20 protein-coding genes are annotated in these 18,964 nt (G+C 63.9%); 10 read left to right on the forward strand and 10 right to left on the reverse strand.

Annotation, left to right across the window (positions count from 1 at the left end):
- Window positions 1-80 precede the first annotated feature (80 nt).
- Complete coding sequence (locus BTO02_RS25730) at window positions 81-947, forward strand: SDR family oxidoreductase (RefSeq protein WP_075159983.1); 867 nt, start codon at window positions 81-83, stop codon at window positions 945-947.
- Between the two features lie 25 nt (window positions 948-972).
- On the opposite strand, the gene BTO02_RS25735 is transcribed toward BTO02_RS25730, so the two are convergent.
- Both BTO02_RS25735 and BTO02_RS25740 read right to left on the reverse strand, forming a co-directional pair.
- Entirely contained in the window at window positions 973-1,188 is a 216-nt protein-coding gene (locus BTO02_RS25735; protein WP_075159984.1) for a hypothetical protein, read from the reverse strand.
- Window positions 1,189-1,324: 136 nt separating this feature from the next.
- Window positions 1,325-2,263 carry a manganese catalase family protein gene (locus tag BTO02_RS25740; protein ID WP_075159985.1) on the reverse strand — a complete coding sequence of 313 codons (939 nt, stop codon included), beginning with the start codon at window positions 2,261-2,263 and terminating at the stop codon, window positions 1,325-1,327.
- Between the two features lie 356 nt (window positions 2,264-2,619).
- On the opposite strand from BTO02_RS25740, the gene BTO02_RS25745 reads away from it, so the two are divergent.
- Both BTO02_RS25745 and BTO02_RS25750 read left to right on the forward strand, forming a co-directional pair.
- On the forward strand, window positions 2,620-2,874 hold the full coding sequence (locus BTO02_RS25745; protein ID WP_075161381.1) for a hypothetical protein: 255 nt from the start codon (window positions 2,620-2,622) through the stop codon (window positions 2,872-2,874).
- Between the two features lie 13 nt (window positions 2,875-2,887).
- Window positions 2,888-3,418 carry a DUF488 domain-containing protein gene (locus BTO02_RS25750; RefSeq protein ID WP_075159986.1) on the forward strand — a complete coding sequence of 177 codons (531 nt, stop codon included), beginning with the start codon at window positions 2,888-2,890 and terminating at the stop codon, window positions 3,416-3,418.
- Window positions 3,419-3,428: 10 nt separating this feature from the next.
- Here the strand turns inward: BTO02_RS25750 and BTO02_RS25755 are convergent, their stop codons facing one another.
- The 3 genes from BTO02_RS25755 to BTO02_RS25765 all read right to left on the reverse strand — a co-directional run bounded on the left by BTO02_RS25755 (window position 3,429) and on the right by BTO02_RS25765 (window position 6,588).
- Window positions 3,429-4,019 (reverse strand): PqiC family protein, encoded by a 591-nt coding sequence (locus BTO02_RS25755; protein ID WP_232243718.1) that lies wholly within the window; start codon window positions 4,017-4,019, stop codon window positions 3,429-3,431.
- Between the two features lie 62 nt (window positions 4,020-4,081).
- Window positions 4,082-5,383, reverse strand: a complete 1,302-nt coding sequence (locus BTO02_RS25760; protein WP_075159988.1) for an MlaD family protein — start codon at window positions 5,381-5,383, stop codon at window positions 4,082-4,084.
- The gene (locus BTO02_RS25765; protein ID WP_075159989.1) at window positions 5,380-6,588 is read right to left on the reverse strand and encodes a paraquat-inducible protein A; all 1,209 of its coding nucleotides are present in this window, start codon (window positions 6,586-6,588) and stop codon (window positions 5,380-5,382) included. The genes BTO02_RS25760 and BTO02_RS25765 overlap by 4 nt, the downstream gene beginning before the upstream one ends.
- A gap of 254 nt (window positions 6,589-6,842) precedes the next feature.
- On the opposite strand from BTO02_RS25765, the gene BTO02_RS25770 reads away from it, so the two are divergent.
- The 4 genes from BTO02_RS25770 to BTO02_RS25780 all read left to right on the forward strand — a co-directional run bounded on the left by BTO02_RS25770 (window position 6,843) and on the right by BTO02_RS25780 (window position 9,673).
- Entirely contained in the window at window positions 6,843-7,877 is a 1,035-nt protein-coding gene (locus BTO02_RS25770; protein ID WP_075161382.1) for a flavodoxin family protein, read from the forward strand.
- A 95-nt stretch (window positions 7,878-7,972) separates the two neighbouring features.
- On the forward strand, window positions 7,973-8,119 hold the full coding sequence (locus tag BTO02_RS34850; protein WP_198039319.1) for a hypothetical protein: 147 nt from the start codon (window positions 7,973-7,975) through the stop codon (window positions 8,117-8,119).
- Window positions 8,120-8,223: 104 nt separating this feature from the next.
- A complete protein-coding gene (locus BTO02_RS25775) occupies window positions 8,224-8,931 on the forward strand; it encodes a succinate dehydrogenase/fumarate reductase iron-sulfur subunit (RefSeq protein ID WP_075159990.1) in 708 nt (235 codons plus the stop codon).
- A 256-nt stretch (window positions 8,932-9,187) separates the two neighbouring features.
- Window positions 9,188-9,673 (forward strand): hypothetical protein, encoded by a 486-nt coding sequence (locus tag BTO02_RS25780; RefSeq protein ID WP_075159991.1) that lies wholly within the window; start codon window positions 9,188-9,190, stop codon window positions 9,671-9,673.
- A gap of 80 nt (window positions 9,674-9,753) precedes the next feature.
- Here BTO02_RS25780 and BTO02_RS25785 read toward each other — a convergent pair whose 3' ends face one another.
- From BTO02_RS25785 to BTO02_RS25800, 4 genes are all read right to left on the reverse strand, one after another.
- Window positions 9,754-11,364, reverse strand: a complete 1,611-nt coding sequence (locus BTO02_RS25785; protein WP_075159992.1) for an FGGY-family carbohydrate kinase — start codon at window positions 11,362-11,364, stop codon at window positions 9,754-9,756.
- A 36-nt stretch (window positions 11,365-11,400) separates the two neighbouring features.
- The gene (locus BTO02_RS25790) at window positions 11,401-12,132 is read right to left on the reverse strand and encodes an SDR family oxidoreductase (protein ID WP_075159993.1); all 732 of its coding nucleotides are present in this window, start codon (window positions 12,130-12,132) and stop codon (window positions 11,401-11,403) included.
- The gene (locus tag BTO02_RS25795; protein WP_075159994.1) at window positions 12,125-13,099 is read right to left on the reverse strand and encodes an AraC family transcriptional regulator; all 975 of its coding nucleotides are present in this window, start codon (window positions 13,097-13,099) and stop codon (window positions 12,125-12,127) included. Before BTO02_RS25795 ends, BTO02_RS25790 begins: the two co-directional genes overlap by 8 nt.
- A gap of 205 nt (window positions 13,100-13,304) precedes the next feature.
- On the reverse strand, window positions 13,305-14,639 hold the full coding sequence (locus tag BTO02_RS25800) for an aminotransferase-like domain-containing protein (RefSeq protein ID WP_075161384.1): 1,335 nt from the start codon (window positions 14,637-14,639) through the stop codon (window positions 13,305-13,307).
- A gap of 107 nt (window positions 14,640-14,746) precedes the next feature.
- On the opposite strand from BTO02_RS25800, the gene BTO02_RS25805 reads away from it, so the two are divergent.
- From BTO02_RS25805 to BTO02_RS25815, 3 genes are all read left to right on the forward strand, one after another.
- On the forward strand, window positions 14,747-15,355 hold the full coding sequence (locus BTO02_RS25805) for a DJ-1/PfpI family protein (RefSeq protein WP_075161383.1): 609 nt from the start codon (window positions 14,747-14,749) through the stop codon (window positions 15,353-15,355).
- A 199-nt stretch (window positions 15,356-15,554) separates the two neighbouring features.
- Window positions 15,555-17,423, forward strand: a complete 1,869-nt coding sequence (locus tag BTO02_RS25810) for an FAD-binding oxidoreductase (RefSeq protein WP_232243672.1) — start codon at window positions 15,555-15,557, stop codon at window positions 17,421-17,423.
- A gap of 59 nt (window positions 17,424-17,482) precedes the next feature.
- The gene (locus tag BTO02_RS25815) at window positions 17,483-18,205 is read left to right on the forward strand and encodes a haloacid dehalogenase type II (protein ID WP_075159995.1); all 723 of its coding nucleotides are present in this window, start codon (window positions 17,483-17,485) and stop codon (window positions 18,203-18,205) included.
- A gap of 43 nt (window positions 18,206-18,248) precedes the next feature.
- Here the strand turns inward: BTO02_RS25815 and BTO02_RS25820 are convergent, their stop codons facing one another.
- Window positions 18,249-18,677 (reverse strand): hypothetical protein, encoded by a 429-nt coding sequence (locus tag BTO02_RS25820; RefSeq protein WP_075159996.1) that lies wholly within the window; start codon window positions 18,675-18,677, stop codon window positions 18,249-18,251.
- Between the last annotated feature and the right edge of the window lie 287 nt (window positions 18,678-18,964).

Genomic DNA, 18,964 nt, shown 5'->3' on the forward strand with positions numbered 1-18,964 from the left:
TCGCACGCGGGTTCGCGGCTTGCTGAGCGTTAGCGGTCGCCGGGCCGCGTTGTGTCCGGCGCAACGCACAGGGAGCTAGCATGACCGAAACTCAGCAGAAGGGACAGTCGACGCCCGCCCAGCAGCAGAAGCAGGTGCCCGGCCGCACCGCGCCGATGGATCCGCAGCCCGATCACGGCGAACAGAGCTACCGCGGCTCGGGGCGCCTCGCAGGCAAGGCCGCGATCGTCACCGGCGGCGACAGCGGCATCGGACGCGCGGTGGCGATCGCTTTCGCACGCGAAGGCGCCGACGTGCTGATCGCGTATCTGAACGAAGACGACGATGCGCGGGAAACCGCGCGCTGGATCGAACAGGCAGGGCGCAAGGCGGTACTCGTGCGAGGCGACATTACGGACAAGGCGCATTGCGATGAGATTGTCGAGCGCGCCGTGCGCGAATTCGGCAATCTAGACGTGCTTGTCAACAATGCCGCTTACCAGATGACGTACCCGTCGATCGAAGCGATCAGCGACGACGAATGGGACCGTACGTTCGATACGAACATGGGCGCGATGTTCAGAATCACACGCGCTGCCGTCAAGCAGATGAAGGCCGGCGGCTCGATCGTCAACACGGCGTCGATCAACGCCGACAAACCGAACCCGGGCCTGCTCGCGTATGCAACGACGAAGGGCGCGATTCAGAACTTCACGGCCGGTCTCGCGCAATCACTCGCCGAACGCGGCATACGTGTCAACTGCGTCGCGCCGGGGCCGATCTGGACACCGCTGATTCCGTCGACGATGCCCGAGGAAAAGGTCAAGGAATTCGGCAAGCAGGTACCGATGAAACGGCCGGGGCAGCCCGCCGAGGTCGCACCGCCGTACGTGATGCTTGCTTCCGATGAAGCAAGTTACATCTCGGGGGCGACGGTCGCGGTGACGGGCGGGGCGCCGATGCTGTAGGGACGCTCGCGCGAACGGGCGACGACTACTTTTGACTGTCGCACCAGTCGATCGCCCATTTTCTGCCGTGCTCGGCGGCCTCGGCTTCGGAAGCGAACTGGCCGAGGTCGCCGCTCCATTTCACCTCGTTGCGGTTCGCACCGGGCGCCGTCGCCATGCAGATCCGCGCTCGGGCAAAGTAGCGCCCGCCTTCCGAGAGCGGGGATGCATCGATGTGGTAATTCCCGTAGTCGAATTCCATTGTCCGCTACCTCTCGTATCAGCGCTGCGCATCGGCCAGGCGCGGGCGAGGCGCGCGTGCCGCGACGGCACGCGCGCTACCGGATGCACGGCAGGCCGCCGTTGTTGCGCGGCGGCCGGCCTACACCGATTGCGACTTACTTGGCGCTGGCTTTCGCCCCCGCTTTCGCGCTCGCCCTGGCGCCGGCTTTCGCGCCAGCCTTTGCATCGACCGGCGACATGCCGAGTTCCGCACCTGTCTCGGGGTCCGACGACGGATCGGACATGAGCCGCTGTTGCATCGCCTCGAGCGCGGCCGTCTGCTCCTCGCCGAGCTTGACCGACGCGAGGCCGTCGCCGCCGTCGACAGCCGGTTCGGGGTCGCCGACGAACTTCAGGCCGCTGCCCTCGTTCCACGGCCCCATCTGCGGCGGCTCGCCCTGCGACATCTTCAGATACGCGTCGGCGAATTCCGGCATCGGCGGCATCTTGCCCGGCGGGAAGTTGCCGACGATCGAATACAGCGCCTTTTCGAACGACTTTTGATGCGAGACTTCGCGTGTCATCAGAAAGCCGAGCGCGTCGCGAATGCCGGCATCGTCGGTCACGTTGATCAGCCGCTCGTAGATGATTTTCGCGCGCGCTTCGGCCGCGATATTCGAGCGCAAATCGGCCGTCGGTTCGCCGATCGTATCGATATATGCGGCGCTCCACGGCACACCCGCCGAGTTCGTCAACGGCGTGCCCGCGCCGTACAGCACTTGCGTGACGTGGCTGTCGTTGCCGGCGCCGTTCAGCTTGCGGTACAGCTCGGCTTGCGCGTCGACGGCTTCGGCCAGCTCGCCTTTCGCGCCGCGGTTGAGCATCGCGACGATCGATCCGATGATTTCGAGGTGGCTTAGCTCTTCGGTCGCGATGTCGTAGAGCATGTCCTTGCGGCCCGGATCTTCCTCGGTTACAGCCTGCGTGAAGTAGCGCATCGCAGCGGCGAGCTCGCCTTGCGGTCCGCCGAACTGCTCGAGCAAAAGATTGGCGAGCCCGGGATCGGGCGCGGCGACGCGAACCGTGTATTGCAGACGCTTGTTGTGCATGAACATAGAGCGCTCCTTGGTAATCGTGGTTGAGTTATCGATGCTGCCGGGGACGGCGCATGATTCACCGCATCGCGCGTACCCGAGCGGGTGCACCGCGCTGCGCGCAGCGGGTTCGCGTAGCCGGAGCGGCATGCTGCGAGCGTGGCACGCAACATGCGTAGACATCACGTTCGTTTATTTACCGGGGAGCCATAAGCGATGCAGTTTTCAAGCTGGAATCACGGCGATCACCGAGGTCGTGCACGAGAATCGGGGCAAGCGCATTCGCGGCATGCGCGTGGGCGAGAGCCGGAGGCCGCGTGCGACGACGTCGTGCGCGCGCCGGCAACGTTGTTTCGCGCAAACGGATGGGGATGTCCATGCTGACGCCGCACGAATTCGCGACGCTGCTGCTTGTCGAGCATGCGCCCGACGCAGCCGACCTCGAGCGCTACGAACTGAGGACGCTGCTGGAGCGGCGACTGGTCGCGCTCGAACCGACAGTCGACGGCATCGCGCTGCCGACGCTGACGCCGGGCGGTCAGTCGTTGTTGCGCGCGCTGGCTATGCTCGCAGCTCGCAATGCGTTGCAGCCCGGCGACGCACAGTCGGGCGACGCCCGCGAGGCGCGTTGAGCGGCCACTGCTCATGGCGAATACTTTCTACACAATCGGTCATTCGACACGAACGCTCGATGAGTTTCTCGCCCTCCTGAGAGACGCACGGATCGCGACGCTAGTCGATGTCCGGCGCATTCCGCGCTCGGCGACGAACCCTCAGTTCAATGCCGCAACGCTGCCCGATGCGCTCGCGCCTGCGATCGGCTACCTGCATCTTGCCGAGCTCGGCGGGCGACGCAGCATGCGCAAGGACGTGCCGCCCACGACGAACGCGTTCTGGCAAAACCGCTCGTTCCACAATTACGCCGACTACGCGATGGGCGCGGAGTTCGCAGCCGGTTTCAGGAAGCTGCTCGAACTCGGGGAAGCGGGTCCGTGCGCGATCATGTGCGCGGAGACGGTCTGGTGGCGTTGCCATCGGCGCATCATTGCCGATTATCTGATCGCGCACGCAGAGAAAGTCGTCCATATCGTCGATGCCGAGCACGTCGGCACGGCGACGCTGACGCCGGGTGCGTGTTTGCAGCCTGACGGAACGTTGACGTACCCGACCGAATGACGTGTGCGTTTTAGCGCGCGGCGATCGACGTCGCGATCTGATCGGCCAGTTGCCCGAGAGCCCGGCTCATCGCGGCCGCCTGCGCCGCCGCGTCGCCGCGATTCTCGATCTCCGCTTTCAGCGTTGTCTGTCGCGCGAACGTGGCGCGGGCGGGTCGTCCCGATAGCAGCGTCCATGCTGCTTGCAGCGTCAGCGTGCCGTTTGCGTCGGCTTCTGCATCGAGGACCGTCACGACGAGCGTTCGCGTGTCGGGCGGCGCTGGCGCATCGGGCAGCACGAACGTGCCCGCGGGCAGGCGCGTGACGAGGTCTTGCGCAAGCGTGCGGCGCATCATCTGTGCGAGCGGCGCGCCCCAGCGGTCGCTTTCGGCCACCGAGATCCGGTTCGGCGACTGCTGCGTGACGACCTCTGGCCGGTCCAGTTCCGCGGGAATATGGACTGCGGTCAGCTGCACGGGCGGTATCTGGGCCGTCGCGAGCGGCGCATCAGCCGGCGTTGCGTTCAGCGTCACATAACGTGTAGGCGGGCTGTGCCCGCAGCCGGCGAGCGCGGCTGCGGCAATCACTGCGATGACGCTCGCCGCGAGCGGCGCAGCGCTCACGTTCTCCGGTGACGCTTTCGCCGGTACGAATGCGCGCGTGGTCTTGTCCGTCAATTTACGGCTCACGGCCTGTCCTCCTGTCTGCCTCGAACGAGCGCCTCGGGATGCCGGTCCAGATAATCGGCGAGCGCGCGTATCGATCTCGCGGTGTCGGTCAGCTCGCGCAACGTGGCCGGCAAATCGTTCTGGCTCGTCGCGTCGCCGCCAAGCGTGCGGTTTGCCGCCAGCACGGCCTGGTCGGCCGAATTCGCCGTCTCGCGCAGCTGCGCGACGAGCGGACCGATTTGCGGCGATACCTGCTGCAGCGTGCGATCGATCTGCGCGACCGAGTGGTCGATATGTTCGAGGCTATCTTTTATCTGCGGCGATGAACTGAGCCTGTTCACATGCTCGGCAATGCTGCGCACCTGTTCTCCTGTTTCCTTGATCGGCAGGCTGTCGATCTTGTCGACGATGCCGTTCGCGGTCGACATCATCGTGTCGATGTCGGCGGGCGCGACGCTTGGAATGACGGACATGCCGTCGTCCGCAGCCACGAGCGCGGCGGGAGACGCATCGCGCACGAAATCGAGGCTTATTTTGCGTGCACCGATGAGCGGCGGATCTTGCGTGAGCCGCGCACGCATGCCCTCGCCGACAAGGCGCTTCATCATGTCGTCGACAATCGGCCGCCAGTCGCCGTTGGCGGGTGGCTGTACGTCGACGATGTCGAGCGCGGCCGGGTCGAGCGCGATCTGCACCGGCGTGCTCAATGTGCCGGTGCGTGCGTCGTAGCTCAGGCGCACGCTCGTGACCGTGCCGACATGAAAGCCGCGCAGCTCGACGCCGGCGCCGTCCTTCAGGTCGCCCACTGCACCGTCGAAGCGCACGACGTAGGTGACGATCGGGCCATGTTGCGGCGCGAGCGCAGGCTTCCGGTCGCCGCCGTCGAAGTGGTCGGTCGGCTGGCCGGTGCCGGGCTCCATTACGATTTCAGGCCCGGCAAGCATCGCCTTCAACGACGAAGGATCGCTAAAGTCCGGCTGCGCGCCGAGCAGATAAAACTTCGTGCCGCTCACCAGATACTTCTTTTCGGCACGATCTATCTTCAGTTTCGCTTCGACATGCTTGCCGTCCGGCGCGAGCGATACGTCCGAAACCTTGCCGACCTTCACGCCGCGCAGCGTGACGTCGGTATCGTCGGCTTTCATCCCGTGGGCATTCGAGAACGTCACGGTGACCGTTTCGCCGCCTTGCACGAGCGAGCGGATGCCAAGCCACAAGGCCACGCCGAGTGCGGCGATCGGCACCGCCCAGATCCAGCCCGGCCACGCGCTGCGCCGCACCTCGGCCTGGGTGCGCCGTAAGCGTCCCGCGCCGTTCACGGCCGCCTCCGCGACGCGCGCGTGTCCCAGAGCAGCCGCGGATCGAAGGCGCGCGATGCCGACATCGTGAAGAACACGACGAGGGCGAACGCCGTCGCGCCGATGGCCGGCCGCGACGACGCGATGCTGCCGAAACGGATCAGCGGGATAAACGCCGCGATCGTAAACACGTCGACATTCGACCATCGGCCGAGTTCGTCGATCCATCGGTACAGGTGCGCCTTGGCGCGCAAATGCCTGCGCGAGCCGCGCTTGACCGAGACGACAAACCACGCCATGCCCGCGATTTTCGCCACTGGAATCACGATACTCGTGCAGAAGATCAGAATGCCGAGCGGCCACAAGCCCGCATGAAACAGTTGATAGACGCCGTCGACGATCCGGTCGGTCACGCCTTGGCCGAGTTGCAGCGAGTACGTCATCGGATACAGATTCGCGGGCAGCGTGAGCACCAGCGCGGCCAGCGACAGCGCGCCCGCGCGTACGACCGCATCGGGTTTGCGCGTACGCAGCGTCAGCCCGCAGCGCGGGCACGCGTGGCCCTCGCGCGATGCCGGCTGGACGAGGTCGCACGCCGTGCATGAAATTGCCGGTGTGTCGTCCGGCAGTTGTTCTTCGGGCGCGATCGCGCGCCAGACCGTGCGGCGATCGAGCGCGGCGCGCGTGATCATCGACATCAGCGCCGCGGTAATAAAGCAGTAGCCGCCCGCGCCGATCGTGCCGGTCAGGTTTTGCGTGACGCGCGCATAGCCGACGAAGCAGCCGACCAGATACACGTCGGGCATGGCCCAGACGTCGAGCCAGAGCGTCCAGCGAAACAGCCTGCCTATTTGTCTGAAATGCCATCCGAACCGGACCGCGCCGAGCACGATCGCAAGCCCGCCGAAGCGCACGAACGGCAGCACGATGCCGAACGTGCCGAGCAGCAGCGCAAGGATCACCCAGCCGCCGTTCCACATGTCGACGATGCCCGAGGACAGCACCGACGAGCGTTCGGCGCCGAGCATCTCGACGGTCATCAGCGGGGCGAGGTTCGCGGGGAACAGCAGGATGAACGTCGTGCTCGCGCACGCGAGCGCTGCATTCACGCTACGGCCGCTACGCCGTTCGAGCGGATAGCGGCAGATGCGGCAGCGGGCGATTGTGCGCGCGGTAAGCGGCGGAATGTCCTCGAGCGCGCCGCATTCGGGGCAACCGATCGTCATGGTGTTACGCCTTCGTCAGTTCCGTTTTTTTCACGGTTTTCAATCGGGCTAGCACGGTTCGTTCCCGTTGACGGGTGGGGCCGCATTGACCGGGCGCCGGCGACGAGTAGTGCGGCACACTTTCTGCGCATCGCTCATTGCTTATGTCTGTTTGAACAAACTTTCGACTCGCGAGGCGTGCCGTGAGCAACGACAAAGAAGATAGCCCCGGCGAAGTTAGCCCCGAAGTCAGGAAAGGCCAGGTCACGGAGAAGATGTCGCGTGATGCTTTTCACGAACGTTTTGCCGCGCGCTTCTTCGATCCGGCGTTTCGCGCAGAAGACGCGTCGATCGCTCGGCTCGAAGCGATCGCATGGGAAGCGTATATGCAAGGCCGCAAATCGCCGGTAACGGCGAAGGCCGGGCCCGGTTTCGCCGATCCCGGCTATGACCTCTCGGTCGAATGGCGCCACGCCGCGCAGCGCATTCGGGCCGCGCAGCAAACGCAGCAGGATCGGGCGACGCGCTCGCGTGTTCTGATCGTCAACGCGTCGGCGCGAAACGACCGTACGTGCCCTGGCGAGATGTCGAAGAGCTTTCGTCTCGCGAAGCGCGTCGAGTCGATCGTGACGAACGCGCAGTTCGATGCCGATTTTCTCGATCTATCGCTGCTGACGTCGGACCGCGATCTTCATATCCATCCGTGCAAAGCCTGCGTATCGACGGCCATGCCGCTGTGCCACTGGCCTTGCAGCTGCTATCCGAATCATTCGCTCGGGCAGGTCAACGACTGGATGAACGAAATCTACGAGCGCTTTGCCGCGTGTCACGGGGTTGTCTTCGTCTCGCCCGTTTACTGGTATCAGTCGCCGAGCCCTTTGAAACTGATGATCGACCGGCTCGTATGTGCCGACGGCGGCAATCCCGACCCGACTTCGACAAGCGGCAAAGACGCGAAGAAGGCGAAGCAGCTCGAGCTGAACGGGTGGAGCTACCCGAAGCATTTGCAGGGGCGCGCATATGGCGTCGTCGTGCACGGGGACGTGTCCGGTATCGAGACGTCTCGCGCGGCGTTGTGCGACTGGCTCGACTGGATGGGATTGATCGAATGCGGCGCCCAGTCGCGGCTCGACCGCTTTATCGGTTACTACGAGCCGTATGCGACGAGCCATCATGCGCTCGACGAAGACACAGGCATGCAGGCCGAAACCGACAACGTCGCGCGCGCGGTAATCAATGGCGTCACGGCCATCCGTGAAGGGCGGCTGCGTCGTCCCGACGAGACCCTGAAGCCGCCGCGCGCGAAGTAGGCCGATGCATCGTCTGGATAGATTTCGCGCGGGACCACTGTTGGCCTGCGACATGCTGATCAGCAGGGAACACCATTTCTTTGAAGGAGCGACGAATGAATACGGGACAAACCTTTATCGACCATGCCCCGGCCGAGGACGACGGTACCGATCTGCCGCAGGTGCCGCGCGAACCCGATCCGCCATCGACGGAAGACCTGCCCGATTTGCCCAATCCCGCCGAAGTGGGGGAAGACGGCTAACGCCGGGCCACGCGGGAACGCGCCGTGCGTGCCTGACGCCGCGACGCGCCGTTCGGCTACTGTCTGGAAGCCGCAAGCGGATTCGCGCCAACCGGGAGCCACCTATGTCCGACATCCGAACCATCGACGTCTATCGATACGACCCTGACGCCGATACCGCGCCGCGCATGCAGCGGTACGAACTCGAACTCGGCCATGGCGAGCGCATGCTGCTCGACGTGCTCGTCAAGCTGAAGTCGATCGACGAAACGCTTGCTTACCGCCGCTCGTGCCGCGAGGGCATCTGCGGTTCGGACGCGATGAACATCAACGGCAAGAACGGCCTCGCGTGTCTGGCCAACATGAACGAGCTGCCGAAGCATATCGTGTTGCGGCCGTTGCCCGGCTTACCCGTGGTTCGCGATCTGATCGTCGACATGACGACGTTCTTCAACCAGTACCATTCGATCAGGCCGTGGCTCGTCAACGACGATCCGCCACCCGAGCGCGAACGCCTTCAGTCTCCCGACGAACGCGATCAGCTCGACGGACTTTACGAATGCATTTTGTGCGCGTGCTGCTCGTCGTCGTGTCCGTCGTTCTGGTGGAATCCGGATCGTTTCGTCGGGCCGGCCGGGCTGTTGCAGGCGTACCGGTTCATCGTGGATTCGCGCGATAACGATACGGCCGGGCGGCTGACGAATCTCGAGGACGCGTACCGGCTGTTCCGTTGCCGCACGATCATGAATTGCGTCGATGTGTGCCCGAAAGGGCTCAATCCGGCACGGGCGATCGGCGAGATTCGCTCGATGCTGACGCGGCGCACGGTCTGACGTCGCCGCGTGCGCACCGGATCGACGGGCTTCGGCGAGAACGCGCTCGAGCAGACGCTCGTCCGTCGATCGGCTCGGGACATATCGGGTCGGCACATATCGGCCCGGCACGACAGGCCGGCGCTTATTGCATGTCTACACACTGCATGCCTACACGGCGAGACCGCGACGCACCGAACGTGCTACACGCTAATCCGCGACCGCTTGGGGAGCACGGCTATAATCGCGCTCACCCTTGGCCACGGAAGTTCGACGCGTGAAAAAAACCACAGCCTTTGCGATTGTCATGCCCGGTGCGCTTGCCATTGCGTTTGCGCTGACCGCCTGTTCGTCGCCTGAGAAGGAGCAACGAGCCGAGCAGCGTCTGGAGCGCAATCAGGCCGGCCTTTCAACCGCGCAACACGACGCCACGGTCGATTGCAGCAGTACGGCTCAATGCGACTCGGCGTGGGCGTTGACGAAGCGCTATATCGAGCAGCATTCGAGTACGTCGGTCACGCGCGCCGACGCGTTCGCGATCGATACGGACGTGCCGTCCGGTTCCGGCGACCCTGCTTATTCGGCCACGCGCGTCGCGAAGGGCAGCGGCGGCGCGGCGACGCTCACGCTCTACGCGCAATGCCGCGGCATGTACGGACCCAACGATACGAAAGCGTCGGACTATAACGAGTGCGCCGAGAAAATCATCAAGATCCAGAACGGGTATGTCGATTTCCTGCGCTCGCATCTGCCGGGGCAGTAGAGCGGTAGCGGGCAGTGGGGACGGCAGCAGACGCAATGAGCACGGCGGGCGCCGTCGTGGGCGCCGCCGCAAGTCGATTTCTATCTGATGTCCCTCGCCACGCTCTGCAGCTTCGTGAACGCGAGATAGCGCGCATCGTGCAATGAGGCGATTGCGCCTGCAGCGGGCGCGTAAGTATGCGTGATGCGCGACATACCGGTCATCGCCGAGCGCACGTCGTCGAACAGCCCCCCTGCCACGCCGCCGAGCATCGCGGCGCCCAGCAGAACAGGTTCTTCCGCCTGGATCGCGAGTACGGGCTTGCCCGTTGCATCGGCAAGCAGCTGACGCACGAGGTCGAGCCGTCCCGCGCCGCCGCTGATCACCACCTGCTCGATCGGCGCGCCGGCCTGCGCCTGTGTTTCGATGATCTGGCGCAGTCCGTAACCGATACTGCAAATGCCGGCGATATAAAGCGCGACAAGACTGTCGAGGCCGGTTTCCATGCCGAGACCCGCGATGACCGCGCGCGCATGCGGATCGGCGAACGGCGCGCGATTGCCGAGGAATTCGGGCACGACATGCAAGCCCTCCGCAAGCTGCGCCGTGTCCGACAGATCATCCGACCGACGTGACGCGATTTCCGCAAGCATCACCGGCAACGATTGGCCCGCCTGCGCTGCTTCGGTTTGCGCTCGCAGCGTTTCCGGATGCATCGAAAGCAGGCGCTCGATCGCCGCGCCCGCCACCGATTGGCCGCCTTCGTTGAGCCACGCTTCGGGCACCATGGCCGAGAAGTACGGCCCCCAGACGCCGGGCACGAACACGGGCTGCCGCGTGGTCGTCATCGTGCACGACGAGGTTCCGAACACGTAGCCGAGGCTCGATTCGGGCTTGCCTTGCGCACCGACCGTGCCGATGCCGCCGGCGTGCGCGTCGATGATGCCGGCCGCGACCGGCGTGCCCGCGCGCAAGCCCAGTTCGGCGGCGGCGGCGGCCGTCAGTCCGCTGCCGAGCGGCGTGCCCGGATCGACCACCTTCTGGCCGATACGCGCAAAGCCTTCGTCGGCGAGCACGCCGAGGCCGACCGTGCGGAAATACGTGTCGTCCCAGCGCTGCTCGTGCGCGAGATACGTCCATTTGCAGGTGACCGTGCACGTCGATCGCGACAGATCGCCGGTCGCGCGCCAGGTCAGGAAGTCGGTCAGGTCGAAGAACTGCCACGCCGCTCCGAATACGTGCGGACGATGCTCGAGCAGCCACAGCAGCTTTGGCGTTTCCATCTCGGGCGAGATCTTGCCGCCGACGAACTTCAGCACCTCATGGTTCGTCTCGTTGATCCGCTCGGCCTGTTCGAGCGCGCGGTGATCCATCCAGACGATGATGTCGCGTGCGGCCTGTTCGGACGGACCGACCGCCAGCGGCCGTCCGCCGTCGCCCAATACGACGAGCGAGCACGTTGCATCGAAGCCGATGCCGGCGATCTGGTCCGGCGACAGCGCGGCCTGCGCCAGTGCTTCCTTCACCGAATGGCAGATCGCGTTCCAGATTTCCGTGCTCGACTGTTCGACGATCGAGCCGGCTTCGTGGAAAACGGTGATGTCGCGTTTGGCCGATGCCATCATATGGCCGGCCGTATCGAAGATGCCGGCGCGGGCACTGCCGGTGCCCACGTCGACGCCGATCACATAGCGTGTGTTCGCTGAGGTCATGGTTCGAGGCCTCGCATCGAGGCTCAGACGGGTTGGTTACAGGTCGACGCTGTTCGGCAAAATGACGAGGTCGCGAATCGTCACATTGCGCGGTCGCATCAGCATGAATACGACTGCATCGGCCACTTCCACGGGCTGCATCAGACTGCCCGATGCGAGCGCTTCGTCCATTTTCGCCTTCGGCCAGTCGTCGAGCAGCGCGGTGACGACGGGGCCCGGCGCAACCGCGCCGACGCGCACGCCGTGTTTCGCGACCTGGCGCCGCGTCGTAGCGACGAAGGCCTGTACCGCGAATTTCGAAGCAGTGTAGATCGGTTCCCACACCACCGGCACGAGACCCGCAATCGAACTCGTGAAAATGATATCGCCGCTCTTCTGCGCGACCATATGCGGCAGCACCGCGTGAACCGAACGGAACGCCGCGTTGATGTTGAGATTCAGCATCCGGTCCCAGTCGTCGGGATTGCCGTTCACGATGTCGCCGCCAATGTATGCACCCGCGTTGGCGTGGAAAATATCGAGGCCGCCCGCAATGTCGAGAATTTTCGGCAGCAATTGCGTCGACACGTCCGCTGGCTTCAGCAAATCGAGCTGCAGCGGCAGCGCGTTCGGCCCCAGTTCCGCGCAGCATGTCGCGAGCCGGTCTTCCGCGCGGTCGACGAGCACGACCTTCACGCCCTGCTCGACGAGGGCGCGCGCGCACGCGAAGCCGATTCCCGATGCCGCGCCGGTAATCGCGGCCACCTTTCCTTTGATCGATTCAGACATTGACTCCTCCCGTTGATGGCTGAACCGCTGCAGCCGATTCGTTTTTGCTCGCGGCATTGAGTTGCTGGCAAGCGCGCCAGCGCGACGGCGACATCTTCTTGAGCAGCAGGAACTGGCGATTGAAATTCGACAGGTTGTTAAAGCCGACCCGGTAGCAGATATCGGTGATAGGAAGTTCGCCCGACATCAGTAACTGACACGCGAAGTCGATGCGCAGCCGGTTGACGTACTGAACGAAGGGCACGCCGGTATGCCGGCGGAAATAGCGTGAAAACGCGCTGACGCTTTGGCCCGCCAGTTCGGCGAGTTCCGATTCGCGCAATTCATGCGACAGATTCCTGTCGATAAACGACAGCACATGATTGATGCGCGTCTGCGCATAGCGCGTCGGGTCCGCGCGAAACGCGGTGCTCGCAAGCTTGACCGGTTCGGCGCCTTGCGCGAGCAGGTCGAACAGTTCGATAAAGAGCACGATGCGCCGCAGCCCTTGCGCACCGAGCATTTCGCGCATGACCGGTTCGGCGGCAGCGCCCGTCTGCGGCGAAAAAAGCAAACCCCGGCGCGATGCGTCGAGCAGCGGCTCGACGCGTTTGAATTCGGGAAAGGCCGCGATTGCGCGCGCGACAAAACCGGAATCGAATTGCAGCACGAGGCACCGTTCGTCGACACGTTCGCCGTGCGGCACATTGCTGACCCAGTTATGCGGCAGGTTCGCGCCCATCATGACGAGATTGTGCGGCTCGAAATTGCCGATGTGGTCGCCGACGAAGAATTTGCCCGTCGTCGCGGTGATCAGATGGATTTCGTATTCGGGGTGGAAATGCCAGCGCACGGTCCGGTACGGATAGCCGTGCGACCACACCTTGAACGATTCGTCGCGTGGCAAGGCGACGAGTTCGAGATCGGGCTCGGCGATGTTCGTGCGGCGGGCGTCGTGTCGGGCCGTCGGTTGCGCAAGGGGATGCATCTGTCCTCCTGCGCTGGCTTTTGCGGGGTGGGCAGCTCGCATTTTTGTCGTGGTTGCCATGATCGAAAAAATAAGCCCTGACGGGGCTGTCTCACCACTGAAATTAAAGCCGCGCGCTGATACTTTTTTGCATTCGGGTTAGCCCTGGGAACGTCAATGTCAATTTTTGTGCAAGGCAACAGGGCCTGGATTTTCGCGGACCGTGCTAGTACGTATGGTCCGCCACCACGCACCGGACGCGGTTCAGCGCGGCCTTCAGCGTGGCAGCGTCGACGGAGCCCAAGGCCAGACGAATCGCGTGAGGCGCTTGCGGCGTGGTCGAAAACGGCTCGGCCGTGGAGACCGACACCCGTTGCTCGAGCAGCGCGCCGGCAATCCGGTCTGCGCGCGTTTCAGCAGGCAGCGGCAGCCAGACGAAGTAGGACGCCGGGTGGCTGATCCGCTTCAACCGTCCGAGCGCTTCGACGGCTATCGCTTGCCTTGACCTGGCGTCCTTGCGTTTCTCGTCTTCGAGCCGGTCGACGGTGCCGTCGTCGAGCCAGCCGCAAGCGATCGACGTCATGACGCCAGGCGTATTCCACGTTGTCACCCTGATCGCGCGTTCGATCTTCGGCACGAATTCTCGTGGTGCGGCGACGTAGCCGACACGCAAGCCTGTTGCGATGTTTTTCGAAAAGCCTGAGACGTAGACGGTCAACTCCGGTGCGAAGGTGGCGAGCGGCGGCGGCGCGTCGTCGGCGAGAAATGCATAGGCGCCGTCTTCGATCACGAGCAGGCCGTGGCGACGCGCGATCGATGCCAAAGCGCGGCGCCTGCCAGTTTTCACGACCCAGCCGAGCGGGTTGTGGAGCGTCGGCATCGTATAGATCGCGCGCACGCGCCGGCGTTTGCATAGCGCCTCGAGTGCATCGACGTCGGGGCCGTCGCCCGCTGCGGGCAAGGGCGCGAGTTCGAGACGATGCGCCTGTGCAAGCAGCTTGAACCCGGGATAGGTGAGCGCATCCACGGCGACGACGTCGCCCGGTTGCAGCAATGCCATGACGGTTGTGGCGAGACCATGTTGGGCACCGTCGACCAACATCACCTGTTCATCGGTCACGCAAAGGCCACGGCGCGCGAGATGGCGCGCCACCGATGCGCGTTCATGCCTGCGGCCTCCATGCGGCTGATAACGGAGCAGCGCTTCAAGGTCGCCGGCCTGAGACAACTGCCGTAATGCTGTTCTCAGCAGGTCCGCTTGACCCGGCAGCGCCGGATAGTTGAAGTTCAGGTCGACGATATCCGCGGCGACGGACACCTGATCGATGCCGTGAGCGCGCGGCAGCAAAGCTTCCTTGACGAACGTGCCGCGCCCGGTCTCGCCGCTGACGAGCCCCATGGCGTTCAGTTCCGCGTAGACGCGCGAGGCCGTCACGAGCGCGAGCCCTTCTTTTGCAGCGAGCTTTCGATGCGTGGGCAAGCGTGTGCCCGGCGCGAGGCGGCCGCTGCGGATATCGGCGGCGAGCCTGTCGACGAGTAGCTTGTAGCGGGGAGTGGGCATAGGAAATGTATCCATGACAATTTTTTGATTGTCTTCATTCTTGCCCGTAGCATCGGTGTCGCGCAAGCATGATCGCCGCGCGACGGAATACACAAAGGAGCAAGCGCATGCACATCGCCATTCTCACTTTCGAGGGCTTCAACGAACTCGATTCGCTGATTGCGCTCGGCATACTCAATCGCGTGAAGAAGCCGGCCTGGCGCGTGTCGATCGCGTGTCCGACGGCCGAGGTGCGATCGATGAACGGTGTCGTGCTAAAGGCCCAGGCGTCGCTCGAAGATGCGTCGCAGGCCGATGCGGTGATCGTCGGCAGCGGCGCGCATACACGCGAGGTGGTCGCGGATGCCGTGCTGATGTCGCGGCTGAAGCTCGACCCCGCGCGCCAGCTGTTGGGCGCGCAATGCTCGGGAACGCTCGTGCTTGCGAAGCTCGGCCTTCTGCGCGGCGTGCCCGCGTGCACGGACTTGACGACCAGGCCGTGGGTGGAGGCGGCCGGCGTTCGGATCGTGAACCAGCCGTTCATTGCGAACGCGAATGTCGCAACGGCCGGCGGTTGTCTTGCATCGCAGTATCTGGCCGCATGGGTCATCGCACGTCTCGAAGGGCTAGAAGCGGCGCGCAGTGCGATCCACTACGTGGCGCCCGTCGGCGAGAAAGACGGTTACGTCGAGCGCGCGATGCGAAATATCATGCCGTTTCTCGAAGGTGCGCGCTGACTCACCTCGTATGTGTCGGCGTCTACTCCATGCGGTCGTTACGCTGTTCAAAGCGGCTGTCGACGGGCATCGCTTATTCCGTATGGGTCGTTCGCGGCGCGGTGGTGGAAAGCAGGCCGGCTTTCGGATATCTTTTCGATGCTTCCGGCGGTAAGCGATCCTGATGTCCTAATCGGCAGCATCGTGGAGACATTCGCATATGGCTTCATTGAAAAGAAGAACGCTGATCAACGCTGCAATCGGCATAGCCACCACGGGATACATGCGCCGCCTCATGCCGCTGGCTGCGGAGCAGAAGCTCGCATCGGTGCCGGCGCCGGCGCCCGCGCAAACGCCGCCGAGAACAATGCGCCGCGTGCGCCCCTCGGACCCCGACTGGCCGTCCGCCGGCGATTGGGCATCGTTAAAAGAAAAGGTAGGCCCACGCCTGCTCGAGATTTCGTCGCCATTCAATGCATGCCGGGCTTCACCACGCGATACCGCCTGCAAGAACGCACTCGCGCAGATCAGGAACCCGTATTTTCTCGGCGACGAACCTGCCCTGACTCAATCGTCGGGCTGGATCGACGCATGGGCTTCATCGCCGAGCGTCTACGCGGTGGCGGCCGAACAGCCGAACGACGTCGCCGAAGCGGTGAAGTTCGCGCGCGACCATCGGTTGCGGCTCGTTGTGAAAGGCGGCGGTCACAGCTACCAGGGCACGTCGAATGCGCCCGATTCGCTTCTGATCTGGACGCGGCGGATGCGCGGCATTCGCCTGTACGACGCGTTCGTGCCGCTCGATTGCGAAGCGGACATGCCGCCGCAGCCAGCGGTGACGGTGGGCGCAGGCGAGATCTGGATGCATGTGTACGAAGCGGTAACGACGCAAGGCGGCCGCTATGTTCAAGGCGGTGGCTGTGCGACGGTCGGCGTCGCGGGCCTCGTGCAAAGCGGCGGCTTCGGGAATTTCTCGAAGAAGTTCGGCACAGCGGCGAGTTCGCTGCTTCAGGCGGAAATCGTGACGGCGGACGGCATCGAGCGGATTGTCAACGCGCGTACCGATCCGGATCTGTTCTGGGCGATCAAGGGCGGAGGCGGAGGCAGCTTCGGCGTCGTGACGAGCCTCACGTTAAAAACGCATCCCTTGCCCGACTATGTGGGCGCCGTATCGGCGACGCTCAAGGCCGCGTCGCCTGAAGCGTTTCGCCGTTTGATCGACGGCTTTCTCGCGTTCAGTGCGGATAGTCTTCTGAACGAACATTGGGGCGAGACGGTATCGATGCGGCCCGACGGAACATTGCGCATTTCGATGCTGTTTCAAGGCCTCGATCGCGCTGAAGCTACGCGCATCTGGCAGTCGTTTTTCGATTCGGTATCGGGCGCAAGCGATAGCATCCGGATGACCGAGCCGCCGCAGATTCTCGCGACGTCTGCACGCCACTTTTGGGACCCGGCGTTCATCATGAAAAACGCGCCGAATGCGATGAAGGCGGATACACGCCCCGGTGCGCCGAAACGCAATGTGTTCTGGGCAACCGACGTAGCGGATGCCGGCCAGTTCCTGTACGGCTATGAATCGATGTGGCTGCCGGCGGCGTTGCTCGATCCGTCGGCGCGGGCGTCGCTCACGGATGCGCTGTTTCAGGCAAGCAGCCAGTGGAACGTGACGCTGCACTTCAACAAGGGGCTAGCCGGTGCGCCGGACGAAGTGCTCGATGCGACACGCGATACGGCGACGAATCCCGACGTGCTGAATGCGTTCGCGCTGGCGATTATCGCGGGCGAAGGACCGGCCGCCTTTGCGGGCATGCCGGACAGCGCCGTCGATGTGTCCGTGGCCCGGCGTACGGCCACACGCATTCACGACGCCGCGCAGAGCTTGCGCGTGGTCGCGCCGCGCGCGGGCAGCTACGTCTCCGAGAGCAGCTACTTTCAGCAGGACTGGCCGCGCGCATACTGGGGCGAGCATTATCCGATGCTAAGCGAGGTGAAGCGCAAGTACGACCCCGATGGTCTGTTCTTCGTGCACCAGGGGGTGGGCTCGCAAGAATGGGATCGAGATGGCTTTGTCCGCGTGCCGACGTGAGCACGGTGGCTGCCTCTGCTATAAAACGGGAACAGCGACTCGACCCTCGGGAACACACGATGAAAGATGTGAAAGCTTTTGTATTCGATGTTTTCGGCACGCTCGTAGACTGGCGAGGCGGCGTGGCGCGCGAAGCGGCGCCGTTCCTGCAACGCCATGGCCGCGGTGCACACGAAGCCGAGGCCTTTGCCGATGCATGGCGCGCGCTTTACCAGCCTGCGATGGAGAAAATCCGTCAGGGCGCGCGCCCGTTCGTGAGGCTCGATGTACTGCACCGGGAGAATCTCGAGCAGGTGCTGCCTGAATTCGGTATCGAGAGCCGGCAGGTGCCGCCGTCGGAACTCGACGAATTGAACCTTGCGTGGCATCGGCTCGATCCATGGCCCGATACGCTCGAGGGTCTCACGCGCCTCAAATCGCGCTACATCATCGCGCCGCTTTCAAACGGCAATATCCGGCTAATGGTCGATATGGCGAAACGCGGCGGCTTGCCGTGGGACGCCATTCTCGGCGCGGAGGTCGCGCAGGCCTATAAGCCGTCACCCGAAGCTTATCTGCGGACCGCGGAGGTGCTCGCGTTGCCGCCCGAGAGTATCTGCATGACAGCGGCGCACAACAGCGATCTCGCCGCCGCGCAGAAGTGCGGCCTGAAGACCGCGTTCATTGCGCGGCCCCATGAGCATGGCGCTTCGCAAACAACCGATCTGAAACCCGAAGGGAACTGGGATTGGGTCGCGCGCGACCTCGTCGACCTGGCGAGGCAAGCTGGCCTGAACGGGTAACCGACCACGCGTTAAGCGTTAAGGGCGATCGTCGTCGTTCAGCTCATTCCTGACACTGCACATCCTTCTTGCGCACCGCGATGATGACCGGATAGGTGCCGTGTTCGAGTTCGACGCGCGCGACGACGGACACCAATGTGCTGTCGACGTTCTCGTAGATGCTGACTTTTTCATGGCTCAGGCTCGTCACGCCCGTGCACGCGGACGCGCGGCCTTCGTCGGATACCTGGCAGTTGATGTCGTTGTCCTTCAGGTAGCGGAACTGGTCGAGCCGCGGCGTCGCGAGGTATTCGCGAAGGCTCGGCACCGATCCGCCGACGCCCGATACATATCCGATGTCGCACGGCAGGGCGGACGTATCGTTGCCGCTTGATGCCTGGCCCGATGCCTGGCCTGCCGGAGTCTGGGCAATTGCAGCGCTGCTAGCGGCTGCGACGAGTGCGGCGAGTGTCGTTGCGAGAAAGTATTTCATGGCGCCATGACGGTTTGTCGGATCAAAACGCCTGATTGTAGTGGCAATCAGGACCGATAGCTTGCGCGCGCGCATTGCAGCCCGCGCGCGGCGGACCGAAGGTCCGCTCTGTTGTAAGCGGTGTGCGGAGTTTTGCCGATGTATTTTTGCCGTCCCGATGTTTTTTGTTGCCCATCTCCTGGCGGATCGGTGCACGGCTACATAGACTTCGCACATGCGCATCGAGCGACCGGCGCTCGAGCGTACAAAAAGGCTTCTACATCGTGTAACTACATCGAGCAAACCCA

This window comes from Paraburkholderia sp. SOS3 (assembly GCF_001922345.1).
Lineage (GTDB): Bacteria > Pseudomonadota > Gammaproteobacteria > Burkholderiales > Burkholderiaceae > Paraburkholderia.

Bases quoted from the DNA above. Each gene is read 5' to 3' on its own strand.
- BTO02_RS25730 (WP_075159983.1), top strand. From the start codon at position 81: ATGACCGAAACTCAGCAGAAGGGACAGTCGACGCCCGCCCAGCAGCAG.
- BTO02_RS25735 (WP_075159984.1), bottom strand. From the start codon at position 1,188: ATGGAATTCGACTACGGGAATTACCACATCGATGCATCCCCGCTCTCG.
- BTO02_RS25740 (WP_075159985.1), bottom strand. From the start codon at position 2,263: ATGTTCATGCACAACAAGCGTCTGCAATACACGGTTCGCGTCGCCGCG.
- BTO02_RS25745 (WP_075161381.1), top strand. From the start codon at position 2,620: ATGCTGACGCCGCACGAATTCGCGACGCTGCTGCTTGTCGAGCATGCG.
- BTO02_RS25750 (WP_075159986.1), top strand. From the start codon at position 2,888: ATGGCGAATACTTTCTACACAATCGGTCATTCGACACGAACGCTCGAT.
- BTO02_RS25765 (WP_075159989.1), bottom strand. From the start codon at position 6,588: ATGACGATCGGTTGCCCCGAATGCGGCGCGCTCGAGGACATTCCGCCG.
- BTO02_RS25770 (WP_075161382.1), top strand. From the start codon at position 6,843: ATGTCGCGTGATGCTTTTCACGAACGTTTTGCCGCGCGCTTCTTCGAT.
- BTO02_RS34850 (WP_198039319.1), top strand. From the start codon at position 7,973: ATGAATACGGGACAAACCTTTATCGACCATGCCCCGGCCGAGGACGAC.
- BTO02_RS25775 (WP_075159990.1), top strand. From the start codon at position 8,224: ATGTCCGACATCCGAACCATCGACGTCTATCGATACGACCCTGACGCC.
- BTO02_RS25785 (WP_075159992.1), bottom strand. From the start codon at position 11,364: ATGACCTCAGCGAACACACGCTATGTGATCGGCGTCGACGTGGGCACC.
- BTO02_RS25790 (WP_075159993.1), bottom strand. From the start codon at position 12,132: ATGTCTGAATCGATCAAAGGAAAGGTGGCCGCGATTACCGGCGCGGCA.
- BTO02_RS25795 (WP_075159994.1), bottom strand. From the start codon at position 13,099: ATGCATCCCCTTGCGCAACCGACGGCCCGACACGACGCCCGCCGCACG.
- BTO02_RS25800 (WP_075161384.1), bottom strand. From the start codon at position 14,639: ATGCCCACTCCCCGCTACAAGCTACTCGTCGACAGGCTCGCCGCCGAT.
- BTO02_RS25805 (WP_075161383.1), top strand. From the start codon at position 14,747: ATGCACATCGCCATTCTCACTTTCGAGGGCTTCAACGAACTCGATTCG.
- BTO02_RS25810 (WP_232243672.1), top strand. From the start codon at position 15,555: ATGGCTTCATTGAAAAGAAGAACGCTGATCAACGCTGCAATCGGCATA.
- BTO02_RS25815 (WP_075159995.1), top strand. From the start codon at position 17,483: ATGAAAGATGTGAAAGCTTTTGTATTCGATGTTTTCGGCACGCTCGTA.
- BTO02_RS25820 (WP_075159996.1), bottom strand. From the start codon at position 18,677: ATGAAATACTTTCTCGCAACGACACTCGCCGCACTCGTCGCAGCCGCT.